This is a genomic window from Paenibacillus shunpengii, from assembly GCF_042684905.1.
In the GTDB taxonomy this organism is placed as follows: Bacteria; Bacillota; Bacilli; order Paenibacillales; family Paenibacillaceae; genus Paenibacillus; species Paenibacillus shunpengii.
Window position 1 is genome coordinate 427,225 of the sequence record NZ_JBHUMJ010000003.1, and the last position, 14,288, is coordinate 441,512.

General features: G+C 47.8%; 14 protein-coding genes. 10 read left to right on the forward strand and 4 right to left on the reverse strand.

Going from position 1 to position 14,288, the window contains the following annotated elements:
- Window positions 1–33 precede the first annotated feature (33 nt).
- From ACFSVM_RS16255 to ACFSVM_RS16300, 10 genes are all read left to right on the forward strand, one after another.
- Entirely contained in the window at window positions 34–1,041 is a 1,008-nt protein-coding gene (locus ACFSVM_RS16255) for an amidase domain-containing protein (RefSeq protein ID WP_076314638.1), read from the forward strand.
- Window positions 1,042–1,168: 127 nt separating this feature from the next.
- Window positions 1,169–2,275: a D-alanine--D-alanine ligase gene (locus tag ACFSVM_RS16260; protein ID WP_076314637.1), complete on the forward strand. Its 1,107-nt coding sequence runs from the start codon at window positions 1,169–1,171 to the stop codon at window positions 2,273–2,275.
- A gap of 106 nt (window positions 2,276–2,381) precedes the next feature.
- The gene (locus ACFSVM_RS16265) at window positions 2,382–2,702 is read left to right on the forward strand and encodes a hypothetical protein (protein ID WP_076314636.1); all 321 of its coding nucleotides are present in this window, start codon (window positions 2,382–2,384) and stop codon (window positions 2,700–2,702) included.
- A gap of 84 nt (window positions 2,703–2,786) precedes the next feature.
- Entirely contained in the window at window positions 2,787–3,782 is a 996-nt protein-coding gene (uvsE, locus tag ACFSVM_RS16270) for a UV DNA damage repair endonuclease UvsE (RefSeq protein ID WP_379263389.1), read from the forward strand.
- A gap of 133 nt (window positions 3,783–3,915) precedes the next feature.
- Window positions 3,916–4,779: an inositol monophosphatase family protein gene (locus ACFSVM_RS16275; protein WP_083656136.1), complete on the forward strand. Its 864-nt coding sequence runs from the start codon at window positions 3,916–3,918 to the stop codon at window positions 4,777–4,779.
- A gap of 69 nt (window positions 4,780–4,848) precedes the next feature.
- On the forward strand, window positions 4,849–5,082 hold the full coding sequence (locus ACFSVM_RS16280) for a hypothetical protein (RefSeq protein ID WP_177178758.1): 234 nt from the start codon (window positions 4,849–4,851) through the stop codon (window positions 5,080–5,082).
- 148 nt (window positions 5,083–5,230) lie between these two features.
- Window positions 5,231–6,499: a GDSL-type esterase/lipase family protein gene (locus ACFSVM_RS16285; protein WP_179085583.1), complete on the forward strand. Its 1,269-nt coding sequence runs from the start codon at window positions 5,231–5,233 to the stop codon at window positions 6,497–6,499.
- Between the two features lie 321 nt (window positions 6,500–6,820).
- A complete protein-coding gene (locus ACFSVM_RS16290; RefSeq protein WP_076314633.1) occupies window positions 6,821–7,264 on the forward strand; it encodes a helix-turn-helix domain-containing protein in 444 nt (147 codons plus the stop codon).
- Between the two features lie 35 nt (window positions 7,265–7,299).
- Complete coding sequence (locus ACFSVM_RS16295) at window positions 7,300–8,496, forward strand: rhamnogalacturonan acetylesterase (protein ID WP_379263393.1); 1,197 nt, start codon at window positions 7,300–7,302, stop codon at window positions 8,494–8,496.
- Between the two features lie 17 nt (window positions 8,497–8,513).
- Window positions 8,514–8,903, forward strand: coding sequence for a sensory rhodopsin transducer (locus ACFSVM_RS16300; protein ID WP_076314632.1), 390 nt, complete (start codon window positions 8,514–8,516; stop codon window positions 8,901–8,903).
- 56 nt (window positions 8,904–8,959) lie between these two features.
- On the opposite strand, the gene ACFSVM_RS16305 is transcribed toward ACFSVM_RS16300, so the two are convergent.
- From ACFSVM_RS16305 to ACFSVM_RS16320, 4 genes are all read right to left on the reverse strand, one after another.
- Complete coding sequence (locus tag ACFSVM_RS16305; RefSeq protein WP_076314631.1) at window positions 8,960–10,105, reverse strand: Ger(x)C family spore germination protein; 1,146 nt, start codon at window positions 10,103–10,105, stop codon at window positions 8,960–8,962.
- Entirely contained in the window at window positions 10,102–11,559 is a 1,458-nt protein-coding gene (locus ACFSVM_RS16310; protein ID WP_379263396.1) for a spore germination protein, read from the reverse strand. Before ACFSVM_RS16310 ends, ACFSVM_RS16305 begins: the two co-directional genes overlap by 4 nt.
- Complete coding sequence (locus ACFSVM_RS16315; RefSeq protein ID WP_379263398.1) at window positions 11,528–12,643, reverse strand: GerAB/ArcD/ProY family transporter; 1,116 nt, start codon at window positions 12,641–12,643, stop codon at window positions 11,528–11,530. Before ACFSVM_RS16315 ends, ACFSVM_RS16310 begins: the two co-directional genes overlap by 32 nt.
- A gap of 186 nt (window positions 12,644–12,829) precedes the next feature.
- Window positions 12,830–14,143 carry a glutamate-1-semialdehyde 2,1-aminomutase gene (locus ACFSVM_RS16320; RefSeq protein ID WP_076314628.1) on the reverse strand — a complete coding sequence of 438 codons (1,314 nt, stop codon included), beginning with the start codon at window positions 14,141–14,143 and terminating at the stop codon, window positions 12,830–12,832.
- Window positions 14,144–14,288: the final 145 nt, after the last annotated feature.

Genomic DNA, 14,288 nt, shown 5'->3' on the forward strand with positions numbered 1-14,288 from the left:
CTGGGCGGAGGAGAAGAAAGGGGACATGGGCCGTTGGAGCGAGAATGGAAAAACACCTTATATTCTTATGTGAAAGAGTATAATCGGAGCGAGATTGATTATAAGCCGCAGGAGCAGCATATCATTACGGACCTTGCTGTCCTGCTCGAACGAGGCAAGCGGGCAGCGCAGCTGGATGAGTGGTATCGCGATCGTCAGGCCGTACCCCTCCGCTGCGAGACAAGCGCTAAACTGCTCCGGACACTGTCGGATCGGAAGGGTGAGGCGGTGGCCGATGTACAGCTGTACAGCCGGTTATTCTACTCTAAGGGAGGGATTACTCACCGGGAGGACCGCATCGAGAAAGAACGGCTGACCTTCACCAAGGATGGTAATCATTGGGTCGTATCGCGTGTGGTCAGAGATGTACAGGAGCGAAAGCCGGTCGCCTATGAGACGTTGATCGCAGCCGAGAATGCCAAGCAGGCAGGTATCCAGAGGAAGCCTCTGCTGAATAGAGAAGTGCTGTATCCAGGTATCCCGGCCAGACTGGTTCGATACCGGAGAGAAGATGCGGTGGCTTATGCAGATCAATGGTGGAATTCGGGTAATCCGGAGTTTGAAGAATTCGAAGTGAACTGCACCAATTATATCTCGCAATGTCTCTTTGCAGGGGGAGCGCCGATCAACTATACTGGTAGGAGAGAAACAGGCTGGTGGTATAAAGGTTACGTTTCCGGACAAGAGCAATGGAGCTACAGCTGGGCTGTGTCGGATAGTTTGGAGAATTATCTTGCGCGCAATCGTAGCGGGCTGACGGCAACGCTTATTGAGAGGCCCGAGCAGCTGCAGCTGGGCGATGTTATTTTCTATGATTGGAATGGGGACGGCAGGTATCAGCACAGTACGATTGTGACAGCATTTGATGCGGGTGGAATGCCCCTTGTGAATGCGAACACTGTAAGCAGCAGGCATCGTTATTGGGATTACAAGGATTCTTATGCCTGGACCGAGAACACAACATACCGGTTATTCCATATCGCAGATACTTTTGGAGCCTAAAAAAAGCGTAACGCTCATCCTTAAGATGAATATACTACTGGCATAATTCGGTAGGCCTTGGCGGATACGATAATCTAGATGATTTTCTTCCTTGGACCTGTAACCGTTAAGAAACCGGAGGTAAGTCATGGTACACAGTAAAGACAACAAGATGACCATAGGCGTAGTCTATGGAGGCAAGTCAGGAGAGCATGAGGTATCATTGCAGACTGCATTTGCCGTCATCAGCGCATTTGATTTTGATAAATATGAAATTATTCCTTTCTTTATTTCGAAGCAGGGAAGCTGGGCTAAGGGCGGCAGACTCACTGCGCCTCCTGCCAGTATAGATGAGCTTAAGCTCGGTGGAAGTGCGGAAGATACAAGAGATGCACTGAATTCCGTGTTTGGACGCCTGTATGGTACGGAGGGTGAACTAGATGTGATGTTCCCGCTCTTGCACGGTACGAACGGTGAAGACGGCACGATTCAAGGCTTGTTTGAGATGGCTGATATCCCTTACGTGGGTGCTGGTGTGCTGCCCTCTGCAGCAGGCATGGATAAAGTCGTGATGAAGAAGCTGTTTGCACAGGCGGGTCTTGCGCAATGTGAATTTGCGTATTTCAATCATGTGCAGTGGAAGCGTTCAAGTCACGATCTCATCGTGGGAATGGAGGACCAGCTGGGCTATCCCATGTTTATTAAACCGGCGAATCTTGGATCCAGTGTTGGTATTTCCAAGGCACGTAATCGCGATGAGCTCGTTCAGGCGGTTGAATTCGCATTCCGCTACGATATTAAAGTCATCGTCGAAGAGTTTGTAGATGCGAGAGAAGTCGAAGTCAGCGTACTCGGTAACGAGGAAGCAATCGCTTCTGTTCCGGGGGAGATTGTATCCTCCAGTGAGTATTATGATTATGCGGCAAAATATATCGACGGCCAGTCACAGATGCTGATTCCTGCACCGCTTGATGAGGAAGAGGCTGACCGTGTTCGTGAGGCTGCTCTCCAGGCTTTTCGTGCCATTGAGGGCAACGGCATTACACGTGCAGATTTCTTCATTCGCAGATCTGACGGAGCACTCCTTATCAATGAAGTAAATACGATGCCGGGCTTTACGCCGTTCAGCATGTATCCGTTGCTGTGGCGGGAGACAGGTGTATCCTACAAAGCGCTGCTGGATCGGATGATTGAGCTTGCTCTGGAGCGGTATGCTCAGAAACAAGCACTGAATTACGAGAATGGTAACCGGTAGTCGATGTGAACACAAAGGGGAGTGATATGCTCTCCTTTTTTCATATATACAGGAAGTCCACAGAATCTTGTGGACATATCATTTTGGATACAGGAGGTTATTGATGATGGGGTTTCAAACAGAGTTTAATTCAGTCTGTAAATTCAAGAGCGATCAGGAGCTGTACGAGCTGCTGGAATATGGCCGTGGCAAAATGGTGAAGCAGGGCTTCCGGGTGTTCCCCACTGGCCAGAAGGTCATTGCCTATACACCTGAGAATACCGCGGTTGCCATAGTGAAGATTGTCGGCTGTATCGCCGAGATTAATTTTCAAGGACAAGAGGTCACTGAGGTGGAAATGGTGCTTGAACGCAAGCTGAACGAAGAGGAATCCCGGATTCAGACTGCGCTTGCTTATGAAATGTTTTTTGGAGAGCAGAATCAGTAGCCTTTAATAAGGTTCCAAGAAGGTTTTAATCCGTAGACATAGGGTATAACTGTACTATTATGACGAAGGGATTGAAACGCTTCCATGATCGTACGATTCGGATATGTAGCCATGTCAATGGTGGTAGCGAACGCGTCACCGTCCAAGACGATGACGATGGCGAGTTTTAACAAAATAGAAGACCGGGAAGCAGCGATCCGCAAGCTCGAACGCATTGCAACCGAGAATTTACATAACACCCTCAGGCTGCTGAGGCATAACCTTGCAAGTGATATTAAAGTCTATCGCTTCTCATCCAAGCTCATTCCGCTTGCTACACATGGAGATTTGGCCGATTGGGATCCATTTGCGGCATTAACCCCCTCTTTTCAGGAGGTTGGTGATTTTGTGAAAAAACATGGGATGCGAGTTTCGTTTCACCCCGATCATTTCACGGTGTTAAGTACACCACGGGAGGAAGTGCTGAGAAGCTCCATGCGTGATCTGATGCACCATAAGGCGATGCTTGATGCGATGGGACTGGATGCACGGGCGAAGAACAATATTCATATCGGCGGTGCTTACGGGGACAAGAGGAAGGCAGCAGAACGATTTATCGTCAATGCGGAAGCCCTGCCTCCCGAGTTACTGCAGCGGATCACGCTTGAGAATGATGATAAGACCTTCACAGCGGTCGAAACGCTGGAGGTATGTAAGAAGACAAGCCTCCCTATGGTGCTCGACATACATCATCAATGGGTGAATAACGACGGAGAAGCATCCTGGGAATTGTGGGATGATATTCTGGAGACATGGAAGACGATCTATGCCCAGGCGGATTCTTCCCCTGAAGAAGCCCTGCCTCCCAAAATTCACGTATCGAGCCCCAAGAATGAGAAGGATATCCGGAGCCATGCAGATGGTGTTGTGCTGGAGCCGCTGCTTGATTTCTTGCGTCATATTGCCGACCGGACCCCTGCTATTGATGTGATGATTGAAGCGAAACGCAAGGATGAGGCGTTATTCAATTTAATGAAGGATTTCGAGAAGCTCTCGGGGGAAGGTATTGAAATATTAGACGGAGCTACAATTCGTATGTAAGGAAATGCACAATATTGTGAAATAGGGCTTTTTACGTGTAACGAGAACACGTTTTAAACGTTACTATTATAGTAAGCTTAGCTATAGTTCATTCAGTATAGCGCAAAGATACAAAGAAAGTAGTGTGATCGCTTTGAACGACAATCAGAAGATTCCATATGTAGTCACTAGTAAGAGTTATACTGCTGTTGCAATTAATGCTGCTGCCAAAGCGGGAGAGTGGATTAAGAGCCGCGCTGGCTCCGCCTTTAAAACAACGACGAAATATTCAGCTCAGGATTTGGTGACCGAGGTGGATAAAGGAGCAGAACAGATGATTCGCAGACTGATCCTGACTCATTTCCCCGATCATGCAATTCTTGGCGAAGAAGGGGTTGAGCCGGGAGCTGAAGCATCGGCCAAGGCGCTTGAGGCTGCACGTGAGGAAGAATATTTGTGGATCGTAGACCCGGTTGACGGCACGACTAACTTCGTGCATGGCTTTCCGTTTTTCTCTGTATCCATTGCACTTGCCTATCGTGGGGAAGTTATCGTAGGTGTAATCTATGATCCTGTTCGAGATGAGCTCTTTGTAGCTGAGAAGGGGAAAGGTGCATATGTTCACGGAGATCGAATGAAGGTCTCTCGTGAAGAGAGCTTGGCAGACAGCTTGGTAGCAATTGGATTTCCTCCTGATCCCGAATTTGCGCTCCCTGCAAACATGAGTGTTGCTAAGGCGCTGGCACCCAAAGTTCGCAATTTGAGAGCAGGGGGCTCGGCTGCACTTCACCTTGCATATGTGGCAGCAGGCAGACTCAGCGCATACACCGAAATTGGACTCAATCCTTGGGATATCGCTGCAGGGGCCCTGCTGGTTCAAGAATCCGGGGGAACCGTGACGGATACGCAGGGCAATCCATATCATTTGGCGGTTCGGTATATTGCAGCAAGCAATGGCCAAATTCATGAAGAACTCATTCATACACTGACAGAAGAGAATGCAACCGGCGTAAACTGATGCCAGTTCTGCATAAGAAATTCCTCTGCGGTGGAATAATGTATGTAAAAAACTAAGGAGTGATGGATCGTGAAGGATTCACGTGAACTGGAACGCCAGCTTAGCGAAATGCTGACCGAAGGAGAACCTGAATTTGGAGACCGTAAGGAAAGAGAGCGGCAGAACATATCTCCGAAGCACGAAATCCGCATTCAAACACAGCTTGATCCGATTGTAGAAGAAACGAAGAAGTTCCGCAGCATGGCGAAGGAAGTAGATCATCGGTATGATGACTATATGAAGAAAGCCGGTTTATCCGAGTAATAACCGCTATTCATTAATTAATACTGCAGAGATGCCCCGATATCGGGGCATCTCTTTTTTCGTGTGAAGCTTTAAATAGTAGTATCTCCCTCTATACGCTTGGTGGTAAAATAAGGAACATGGCATGAGAGAGGGGATATTGTTACATATGATGAAGATCGCAGGCTTCAAGAGAAGGGCTAAGCAAGGCGTTGTCTCAATGTTTGCAGGGGTGCTCTTCTTGTGCGCAGGGCACACGGCGGTGGAAGCGCAGGAAGTGACTGGCACTGAGCCGTTTAAGATTGTGGCACTCGGGGACTCCATCACGGTAGGCTATGAACCGGGAATGGAGGATTACGCTACTGCTCCTTACGGCTACGTCGAGCGTTTACTTGAGCAGGGTCTATTGCATGAGCGGACCGTGGTAACAAACTACGGAATTGGCGGCTTAAAAAGCAATGGATTGAAGCAGTTTACGGAAGCGATATTAAACGAGAAGTCCGTATCACCTGAGGATATACAGCCCGGACTTCCAGATGCTCGTGTGGCCTCTTATTTGGCAAGTATCGATCAGATTAATCAGGATGTGACTGAGGCAGATGTCATAACGATCACGATCGGTGGCAATGATGTATCGGAGCTGCTTATGACCGCAGACGGAATGAATGCTTCAGATTTGGATCGCAGAGTTGAGGAGCTGCTTGCAAAATATACATTAGAGGTTACGGCCGCTGTTCAGCAGCTTCACACCATGAATGGTGATGCTATGATCGTGCTGGCAGACCAGTATCAGCCGGTACCCAAGGTAGGGAATGCAGGTCTCTATGCTAAGCTTATGGAAGCAAGTGCTGCCTTTACCCGCACAGTGGATCTACTAGCTGCTGAACTCAGCACTCAGGGCGTCTCGATCAAGGTCGCACACATCGCCGAGGCGTTCGTCGGCGGCGAGGGGACGATGACCCACATGATCGGCAGCCGGGATTTCCATCCGAATCAGCTCGGTTATGAGGCAATTGCCAAAGTATTTGCAGAATCGATATGGGGGCAGTACGTTAAATTAAAGGCGGCAGAGACCGGGGAGCCGATGAACATAATCGTCAGCGGGAAGCTGCTGGATACTCCGTATAAGCCGGTGCTGCGAAACAACCAGAATTATGTGGCCATTCAGGATATTGTCAGTGCCGTAGGCGCTAAATCACAGTGGATTCATGAAGCGAAGGCGACGATGATTACTTATAATGCGAATCGTGTGCAGATCCAGATTAATGAGCCGAACGTACTCGTAAATGATCAGCTGATCCCTGTAAAGAATGCTCCATTCCTCCATAAAGTAGGCAAGGAAGCGAAGACTTATGTACCTCTTGCCCTTATCGCTGAAGGGTTGGGTTATGATGTGCAGTACAATGCCAAGCTTAAGGCCGTCTTTATTAATCCGTAAAAATAAGGCTGATGACAGCTCTTCATACTTGTTCACAGCTGTAGCTGCTCTCTTCATGAGGGCAGCTTTTTTATATATTATTCTTAGTTGCACTTCCGTTTCGAAATATTCGTTTTAATGAATTATAAATAGATTGAATCAATTTCATAAATCATATTCGATTCACTGTACAATAATTATGAATTTGTAATATAATCAACAACAAAGACTTCTACAGATAAACACAGAAGAATTAATGATTTATATTTCTGTATCACAGATTTTGTTCCGATTTACCGGCGTACTGAGGTCAGGCTTCTATAAAAGGAGGCGTGCGAATGCATGAATAATTTGGAGCATGTTGTTAGTCGTGCTCGGGATTCTGGCAGCAGAAGGTCCGCACCTGTAATCAGACTCCGTGTCTTCCGAGAGGAGAAGGACAGTGTCAAACAATCGGCGATTGTCAGCTCCATGCTGGAGCTGGTGCACAATCATTATGCCGATGCTGATTTATCCCTGAATACGGTAGCAAGACATATGCTGTACATGAATCCGGATTATTTAGGTAAAATGTTCAAGAAGGATACAGGGCTTAATTTCTCTCAATATTTAAATCAATACCGGATACGACAAGCCTGCAGCTACATCCAGCAGGAAGATGAGGATGTCAGAATTTTTGAGTTGGCAGAATGGTTTGGATTTGGAGGAAATTCAGGTTACTTCAGCCAAGTATTCAAGAGATGGACAGGGATGACACCGTCTCATTACAAGAGAAGGGCAAGATGATGTTTTGTAAAAGGTAGGTAAGGAGGACGAACTCTTTGAGCACAAGCACATTGTCCCATTTCAAATTTGACTTTGGTCCCGGCAACACTGCAAACGGTTACATTGGAATCCAGCCTGACACGATTTACGATGAGGGACTTGGATACGGGTTTGAGCCAGTCGGCACAATTTATGGAAGAGACCGGGCGGAAGCACGACTCGCTCCGACCAATCAACAGAGCAAAGTGAACGGGGAAGGGTCTGGATCAGTTAGGAAGCGTTTGCAGGACAGCTTCTGCATTCCGCTGAACACGGTATTTCGCCTGGATGTCCCTGCGGGGAGCTACCGAATTCATATGCTCATCGGTGATGAATTAACCGAGACGAGGACGATCATAAAGGCAGGAGAAGGAAGGTTGATTCTCCCTGAGATACAAACGCCGCCAGGACAATGGATTGAGGAGAAATGTACTGTTCATGTAAGGGAGGGAGATTCATTACGACTCTCTTTCTCGGGAGCTGCGCCTCGGATTAATGCGATGGAGATTATGCCTGCCAATCAAACACTGACGGTATTTATTGCCGGAGATTCAACCGTATGCGACCAGCCTGCAGCAGGCTACCCGTACTCGGGCTGGGGACAGATGCTTCCTGCCTGCTTCAAGCATGACGTGGTAGTGGACAATCATGCGCATTCCGGGCGCAGCACGAAGAGCTTTATTGACGAGGGAAGACTTGCAGCGATCGAGAAACGTATCAAACCTGGAGATTATCTGTTCATTCAGTTCGGACACAATGATGAGAAATCGGATGCGCAGCGGGGGACACAGCCGTTTACAACCTATAAAGAGTACTTACACCAATACATAGATACGGCAAGGCGTCGTGAGGCTCATCCGGTTCTTATTACACCTGTGCACCGAAGATATTTTAATGAGGATGGGAGCTTGATCGACACGCATGGTGACTACATTACAGCGGTTAAGGAGCTTGCTGTGGAGGAAGAGGTTCCAATGATCGACCTAGCGGCACGCAGCAGGGTGCTCTTTGAAGAAGCAGGCGTGGAAGGGAGTAAGCATGACTTTTTATGGGCGTTCCCTGGCGAATACATGAATCATCCGGCAGGAGTCGAGGACAATACGCATTTCTCTGTCCGCGGAGCCACCCGGCTGGCCAAAGAGGTGGCAGCTGCCCTATCCGAGCTTCAATTGCAGCCGCTTCAAATGTATCTTCGGGGCCAAATCAATCGATAAGTGGGGGATTAAGCGCAATGAATCCAACAGAGGCAAAGGGATATGAATCGCTTGGACGCACTACGTGGATGATTCCTGACGGTTACATTCCGCCTGACAGCAGCGGCCGTCTTGAAAGTCATGAAAGCATCTGTGTTCTCAATACGGGCAGCGAGGATGCTCATTTGGTGATGACCATTTATTTCGAAGACAGGGAGCCGCTGGAGGGAGTCGAGACTGTCGTTCCTGCCAGAAGGACCCGCCATATTCGAACCGCGGGACTTGAATCAGAGGGACAGAAGATACCTGCCGGTGTACCTTATGCAATTACAGTGCAGAGTAATATTCCGATCATTGTTCAATATAGCAGGCTGGATACAACACAGCCGGAGCTGGCACTGATGAGTGTAATGGCTTATCCGATCTAGATTCATATTAGAAAGAGGAATGACTCCAATTGGTCATTCCTCTTCTAATATTCAGCTTATTTGTAAGTAGTCGTATTTACCGGATGGACATTCACCTTTACTTCCCCCAGCTCGTAATTGTCAATCGGGTGCTCTTTATCCTTGGACACTTTCTTCCACAAGTTAAGATGCCTTCGATACAAATGCTCCTCCAAGCTGTAAATATCCATTTTCTTGGCCTTGGTCTGTTCGAATGTGTAACGTATTTTCTCTGCAATTCGGCGCTCGGTTTCCTTTTTCAGTTGAACGTCCGATGCGAGCTGCTCGTCCTCGAGAACCGTCGCCTCGGCATTTACGGAAATATCGAAGGTAACGGTATGGTTATCCTTTGATCTGGCAGAAATATTGGACTTTACATCACGAACGAGCACCACATGTGAGCTCTTTATTTCAGGATCAAGGTCGAGGGGATACTGCTGCATTTTTCGATAGCTGACATATCTTGCGCCATCTGCTTCTTGTCCACTGACTTTTCCCGTATTTTTCTTCTTAGAAATCAGGTAGAGACCATTGAAATAGGTCATTCGTGGCTTCTTGTTACTCTCTTGATTCCAGGCCTCAGTATTTGTGGCGACGGAAGGAAGCAGGACAGTGGAAGCAGGCTCGCGGAAACCGTCCAGCAGAAAGTGAATACGGATCGGCTCATATTCGGAGCTCTGACGATAAAGAGAAACCGGCTCAAACAATTCAATGCTTTGCACCGATTGGTTTAGTAAGGACGAGGCGGTGAGCAGTGTCTTAATATCTTCGTTTGTACCATACATCCATGGTGTATAACGCAGCTCACCGGAGTGCAGGATGACATCAAGCGTCTCCTCCAGCTTCTCGTTCAATATATTTTCCGAGAGGACGATGGCCTTCACATGTGTCCACATGGTTCTCTGTTGTGAAGTGCGGTACAAATCATAAATTGCGAGCATCAGTGTCTTCCCTTTTCCTTCACCTACCCATATCGTTCCTTCATTAACTTGGTTGGGGCCTTCCTGTTTGGCTATATTGGCAAAATCTACAACCTGCGCATAGGCGATAAATTGCTTATCTCGGTAATCGACACCCAGCGTTGTAATAAAGTTGATGCTTTGAACTTCCTTCGTACTCCAGCATCCGCTAAGTGGAAGCATGAGAGAGAGGAGGAGGCATAGCAGCAGTATTCTCGCTCTCATGATTTGTTACCGTTACGTGTACTATCCTGAGTTTGCAGCGATTCAGGTCGTTTCTTGCGCCCAAAGGTTGGCTTCATGAGAACGGTTTGTATGGCATCCCCAAGCTTAAGAGGCGTGACGGGAGACAGGTAGCGAACGCCGTAGCTTTCAAGTGAGGCCAGATGAATAACAAGAATGAACGTTGCTATAAAGAAACCATACATTCCCAAAAATGAAGCAAATGCAAGTATGAACAGCCGAATGAGCGATGTTACCGAACTAAGGACCGTATTAACGAGCATATAGGAAGAGATAACGGAGATGGCGACAGCGACAATAATGGTCGGGGAAGTAACCCCTGCGCGGATTGCTGCATCACCAATGATCAGTCCTCCTACGACCGTAACCGTCTGCCCAAGCGCACGTGGAAGTCTCCTTCCTGCCTCGTTGAACAATTCGAACATCGCAATCATCATAAATGTTTCGAGCGGAACGGGGAGCGGCAGTCCGACCCGTGTACCGGCAACCGTAGCCAGGAGCGGCAGCGGAATCTGCTCGAGATTAAAGGTCGTCAGACCAATATAGAAACCAGGGAAGAGAGAAGCAACCAGAAGACCGAAGATTCGAAGCAGCCTTTCTACAGCGACCATAAAAAAAGGCGTGCTGGCGTCTTCTGGCGAATGGATCTGGTTAAACAGTGTTGTCGGTGCAATATGTGCAACGGGGGATCCATCCATCATGACAGCGAAACGGCCATTCAGGAGGGAGGTGACAATATAGTCGGGACGCTGCGTCATATCCGTGAGCGGCAGAATGGACGGAATGCTGCCCATAATGGTTCGTTCAATGATAGATGACCCAACGAGCCCATCTATATTAATCTGACTCAACCGCTCCCGGATGGTTTTTAAGATCTCTGGATTGATAATATCTTCTACATAGAACAGAGCAATCTTGGTATGTGAGCGCTCGCCGGTTACAAATTGCTCATAGCAAAAGGATTTGGTTCGCAGCCGCTTCCGAATCAATCCAACGTTGATTGCAAGCTCCTCGGTAAATCCGTCTCGTGCCCCCTTCACCGCCGATTCAAGTGCAGATTCCTCCGGCATTCTGCCCGGTACACTGGCAATGTCCAGTGTGTATATTCGAGAATTCTGTTCACTTCCAGTCAAGATCAGAAGCTGTCCACTGAATACCGGTTCTTCAATTTGAACGGAATCAACAGGGTATTCAATTTCATTCAAGGTGAGAGCCAGCCTGGAAGAGAGATTGGAGCTATCAGTCAAGTCCACAGAGGTAAGACGTGGCAATACAATTTCGTTAATCGTTTTCTGATCCGTCAATCCGTCGCAATACACCAGCGTGATGGGCGTGGACATATCTGTAAAATGGTGCACGACGACGTCGGCGCAGTTCTGAAACAAGTTGTTCAGCATTTCATAATTAAGGTGAGCTTCTTTCTCGTGAGGTTGCACCGTTTCCCCTCCTTTTTTTCTTAAGCTTCCCGATTGGAATGGCCATCAGAGCAATAACGATTAAAAAGCTGAAGTAAGCAAAATTGACTGGGAAAATCAAAGTGATGAGCAGGTTCTGAAAGACAGTGTCATTCATAGGGTAAATCAAACTTGCGCTTAACAGGATTCCCCAGATAATGAAGAGCAGATTGCGTTTCTTCTTAATGTCCCAAACCACAATGGCAATATACATGGCAAGACTAATTCGGGTGAAGGCTCCAGCAAGCCATTGATAAATAGAGAAAAAGTCCGTCTGGGTGATATATTTCCCAAGTGAGGCAATCCTCCATTCCTCGAATGCAGGATATCGCATATGTTCTGCCTCATACGGACCGAACTCCATGATAGCTCCGGTCAGTGGGCCGAATGTCAGGCCGATCATAATAAACATGAGGAGAAGCAGCTGCCAAAGCTTGAATTTCTTCGAGAGATAGGGCTGAATGAATAGGATTAGCGCAAGCTCAAACCAGCCTGACAGACTGTAAAATACGCCTTTGAACAAGGGAGTGTATCCGTGCTCGAATAAGGGCAGAAGTCGATTATAGTCTTTGTACTGCACGTTGACGGTAGCAACGTAGAAGCCAAAGATGACGACCAGAGGCAGCAAAATGCCAGAAGCGAAAGCCAAAGTGCGCATTCCCAAACAGGCTGTTAATACAGAGAGTAAGGCCAGAATCAAACCAATCACAAACATGGGGGACTCTATCAAGTACGATGATTTTGCCCACATGGCCGTGTCATAGAAGGTAAAATAACTGACCTGGAGGAAATAAATCGAACTGACCAGCTTGAACAGGAACCCGCCTGCCTTGCCCAAATTATTTGATAGCCATTCAGCCAGCGTATTTTCTTTCAGTTGCTTGGATATGAGAAATACCACCAAGGTAAACAGGATGATGGGAAGGGAAGAGATCACTACAGACAACCAGGAATCCCGACCTGCGACTTGGAGCAGAACCGGAATAATAAACACATGATTGCTTAAGCCCACAGACAGCATGATCAGCATCGCCGCTTGCAAAAAGGAAGGTTTCACTGGATTCATTAAACAGCCTCTTTCTTGTTTAGATATGCTCACCTTTGAAAATATATCGAGAGACTTATTTCATTGTGCGCAGCTGTATAAATTTTCATTCACAAAGAAAATATGGCGTAAGGATATAAAGAAGCTGCGGCTTCCAGGAGGATTGTCCCTCCTGAAAGCCGCAGCTTCTAATCATTATTATATAGTTTAGGCTTCTGCCATTGCTTTAAAGGATTGCTCGGCCGCTTCAATGGTGGCATCAATATCTGCCTCTGTATGCGCGGTGGTTAGAAACCATGCTTCATACTTGGAAGGGGCCAGATGGACACCGCGGTTCAGCATATGGCGGAAGAATGCCGCAAACGCTTCTCCATCCGTATCCTGGGCCTCTTCATAATTCGTGACTGGATGATCGCAGAAATGGGTAGAGAACGAGCCGCGAATCCGGTTAATGGTCAGCGGAATACCGTATCGATCAGCAGCAGCTTTAATCCCATCTGTCAATTTAATCGTCAGGCGTTCCATTTCCTCGTACACACCAGGCTGACTCAGCACCTCAAGACAAGCAATTCCTGCGGAGATCGAAGCTGGATTACCAGCCATGGTTCCGGCCTGATAGGCGGGACCCAGCGGAGCAACCTGCTCCATAATCTCCTTCGATCCGCCATAAGCTCCGATAGGGAGTCCTCCTCCGATGATTTTTCCGAGGGCAGTCAGGTCCGGTTTGATCAGATCATGGTTATCCAGTCCCGCATAGGTTTGCGTCGAACCGTAGTGGAAGCGGAATGCGGTAATGACCTCATCGTAAATAACAAGCGAGCCATGCTCATGCGCAAGCTTAACCAGTCCTTCGAGAAATCCGGGCTTTGGCATTACCATACCGAAATTGCCGACAATCGGCTCAACCATGACGGCCGCAACATCATGGCCCCATGTCTTCAGTGCTTCTTCCAGACCGCCAAGATCATTGTAAGGTACAGTAATGACCTCCTGAGCAATGCTTGCAGGAATACCCGCACTGTCCGGTATTCCGAGTGTCGCAGGACCAGAGCCTGCAGCAACGAGTACCAGATCCGAGTGGCCATGATAGTTACCGGCAAACTTGATGATTTTGTTTCGCTTCGTATAGGCACGGGCTACGCGGATTGTCGTCATGACGGCCTCCGTACCGGAGTTGACGAAGCGAACTTTATCCATGGAGGGGATGGCTTCCTTCAGCATTTTGGCTAGCTTGATCTCAAGTGTAGTCGGTGTACCGTATAATGTTCCATTCACTGCTGCATCCGTAATGGCTTTCGTAATATGCGGATGGGCATGTCCCGTAATTATTGGACCATAGGCTGCCAAGTAGTCTATGTAGCGGTTGTCATCCACGTCATAGAAGTAAGCTCCTTCTCCACGCTTCATAAATACAGGTGCACCGCCTCCAACGGCCTTAAAAGAACGTGAAGGACTGTTGACGCCTCCAACAATATGTTCAAGAGCCTCAGCGTAATGATGCTCCGATTGCGTACGATTCATTTATATCATCCTTTCTGCATTTCTATATTGTAAAATTAAGTCTCCAGGCGGACAACTCAAAAGGGCAGCTTTCGCTGCCCTTACTTGTTCTTATCTATTATAGTATATCACTTCGTGAATGGTTATGGCAGGGAGGCAGCAGGAT

Bases quoted from the DNA above. Each gene is read 5' to 3' on its own strand.
- ACFSVM_RS16290 (WP_076314633.1), top strand. From the start codon at position 6,821: ATGAATAATTTGGAGCATGTTGTTAGTCGTGCTCGGGATTCTGGCAGC.
- ACFSVM_RS16320 (WP_076314628.1), bottom strand. From the start codon at position 14,143: ATGAATCGTACGCAATCGGAGCATCATTACGCTGAGGCTCTTGAACAT.
- uvsE (WP_379263389.1), top strand. From the start codon at position 2,787: ATGATCGTACGATTCGGATATGTAGCCATGTCAATGGTGGTAGCGAAC.
- ACFSVM_RS16305 (WP_076314631.1), bottom strand. From the start codon at position 10,105: ATGAGAGCGAGAATACTGCTGCTATGCCTCCTCCTCTCTCTCATGCTT.
- ACFSVM_RS16285 (WP_179085583.1), top strand. From the start codon at position 5,231: ATGATGAAGATCGCAGGCTTCAAGAGAAGGGCTAAGCAAGGCGTTGTC.
- ACFSVM_RS16300 (WP_076314632.1), top strand. From the start codon at position 8,514: ATGAATCCAACAGAGGCAAAGGGATATGAATCGCTTGGACGCACTACG.
- ACFSVM_RS16315 (WP_379263398.1), bottom strand. From the start codon at position 12,643: ATGAATCCAGTGAAACCTTCCTTTTTGCAAGCGGCGATGCTGATCATG.
- ACFSVM_RS16265 (WP_076314636.1), top strand. From the start codon at position 2,382: ATGGGGTTTCAAACAGAGTTTAATTCAGTCTGTAAATTCAAGAGCGAT.
- ACFSVM_RS16260 (WP_076314637.1), top strand. From the start codon at position 1,169: ATGGTACACAGTAAAGACAACAAGATGACCATAGGCGTAGTCTATGGA.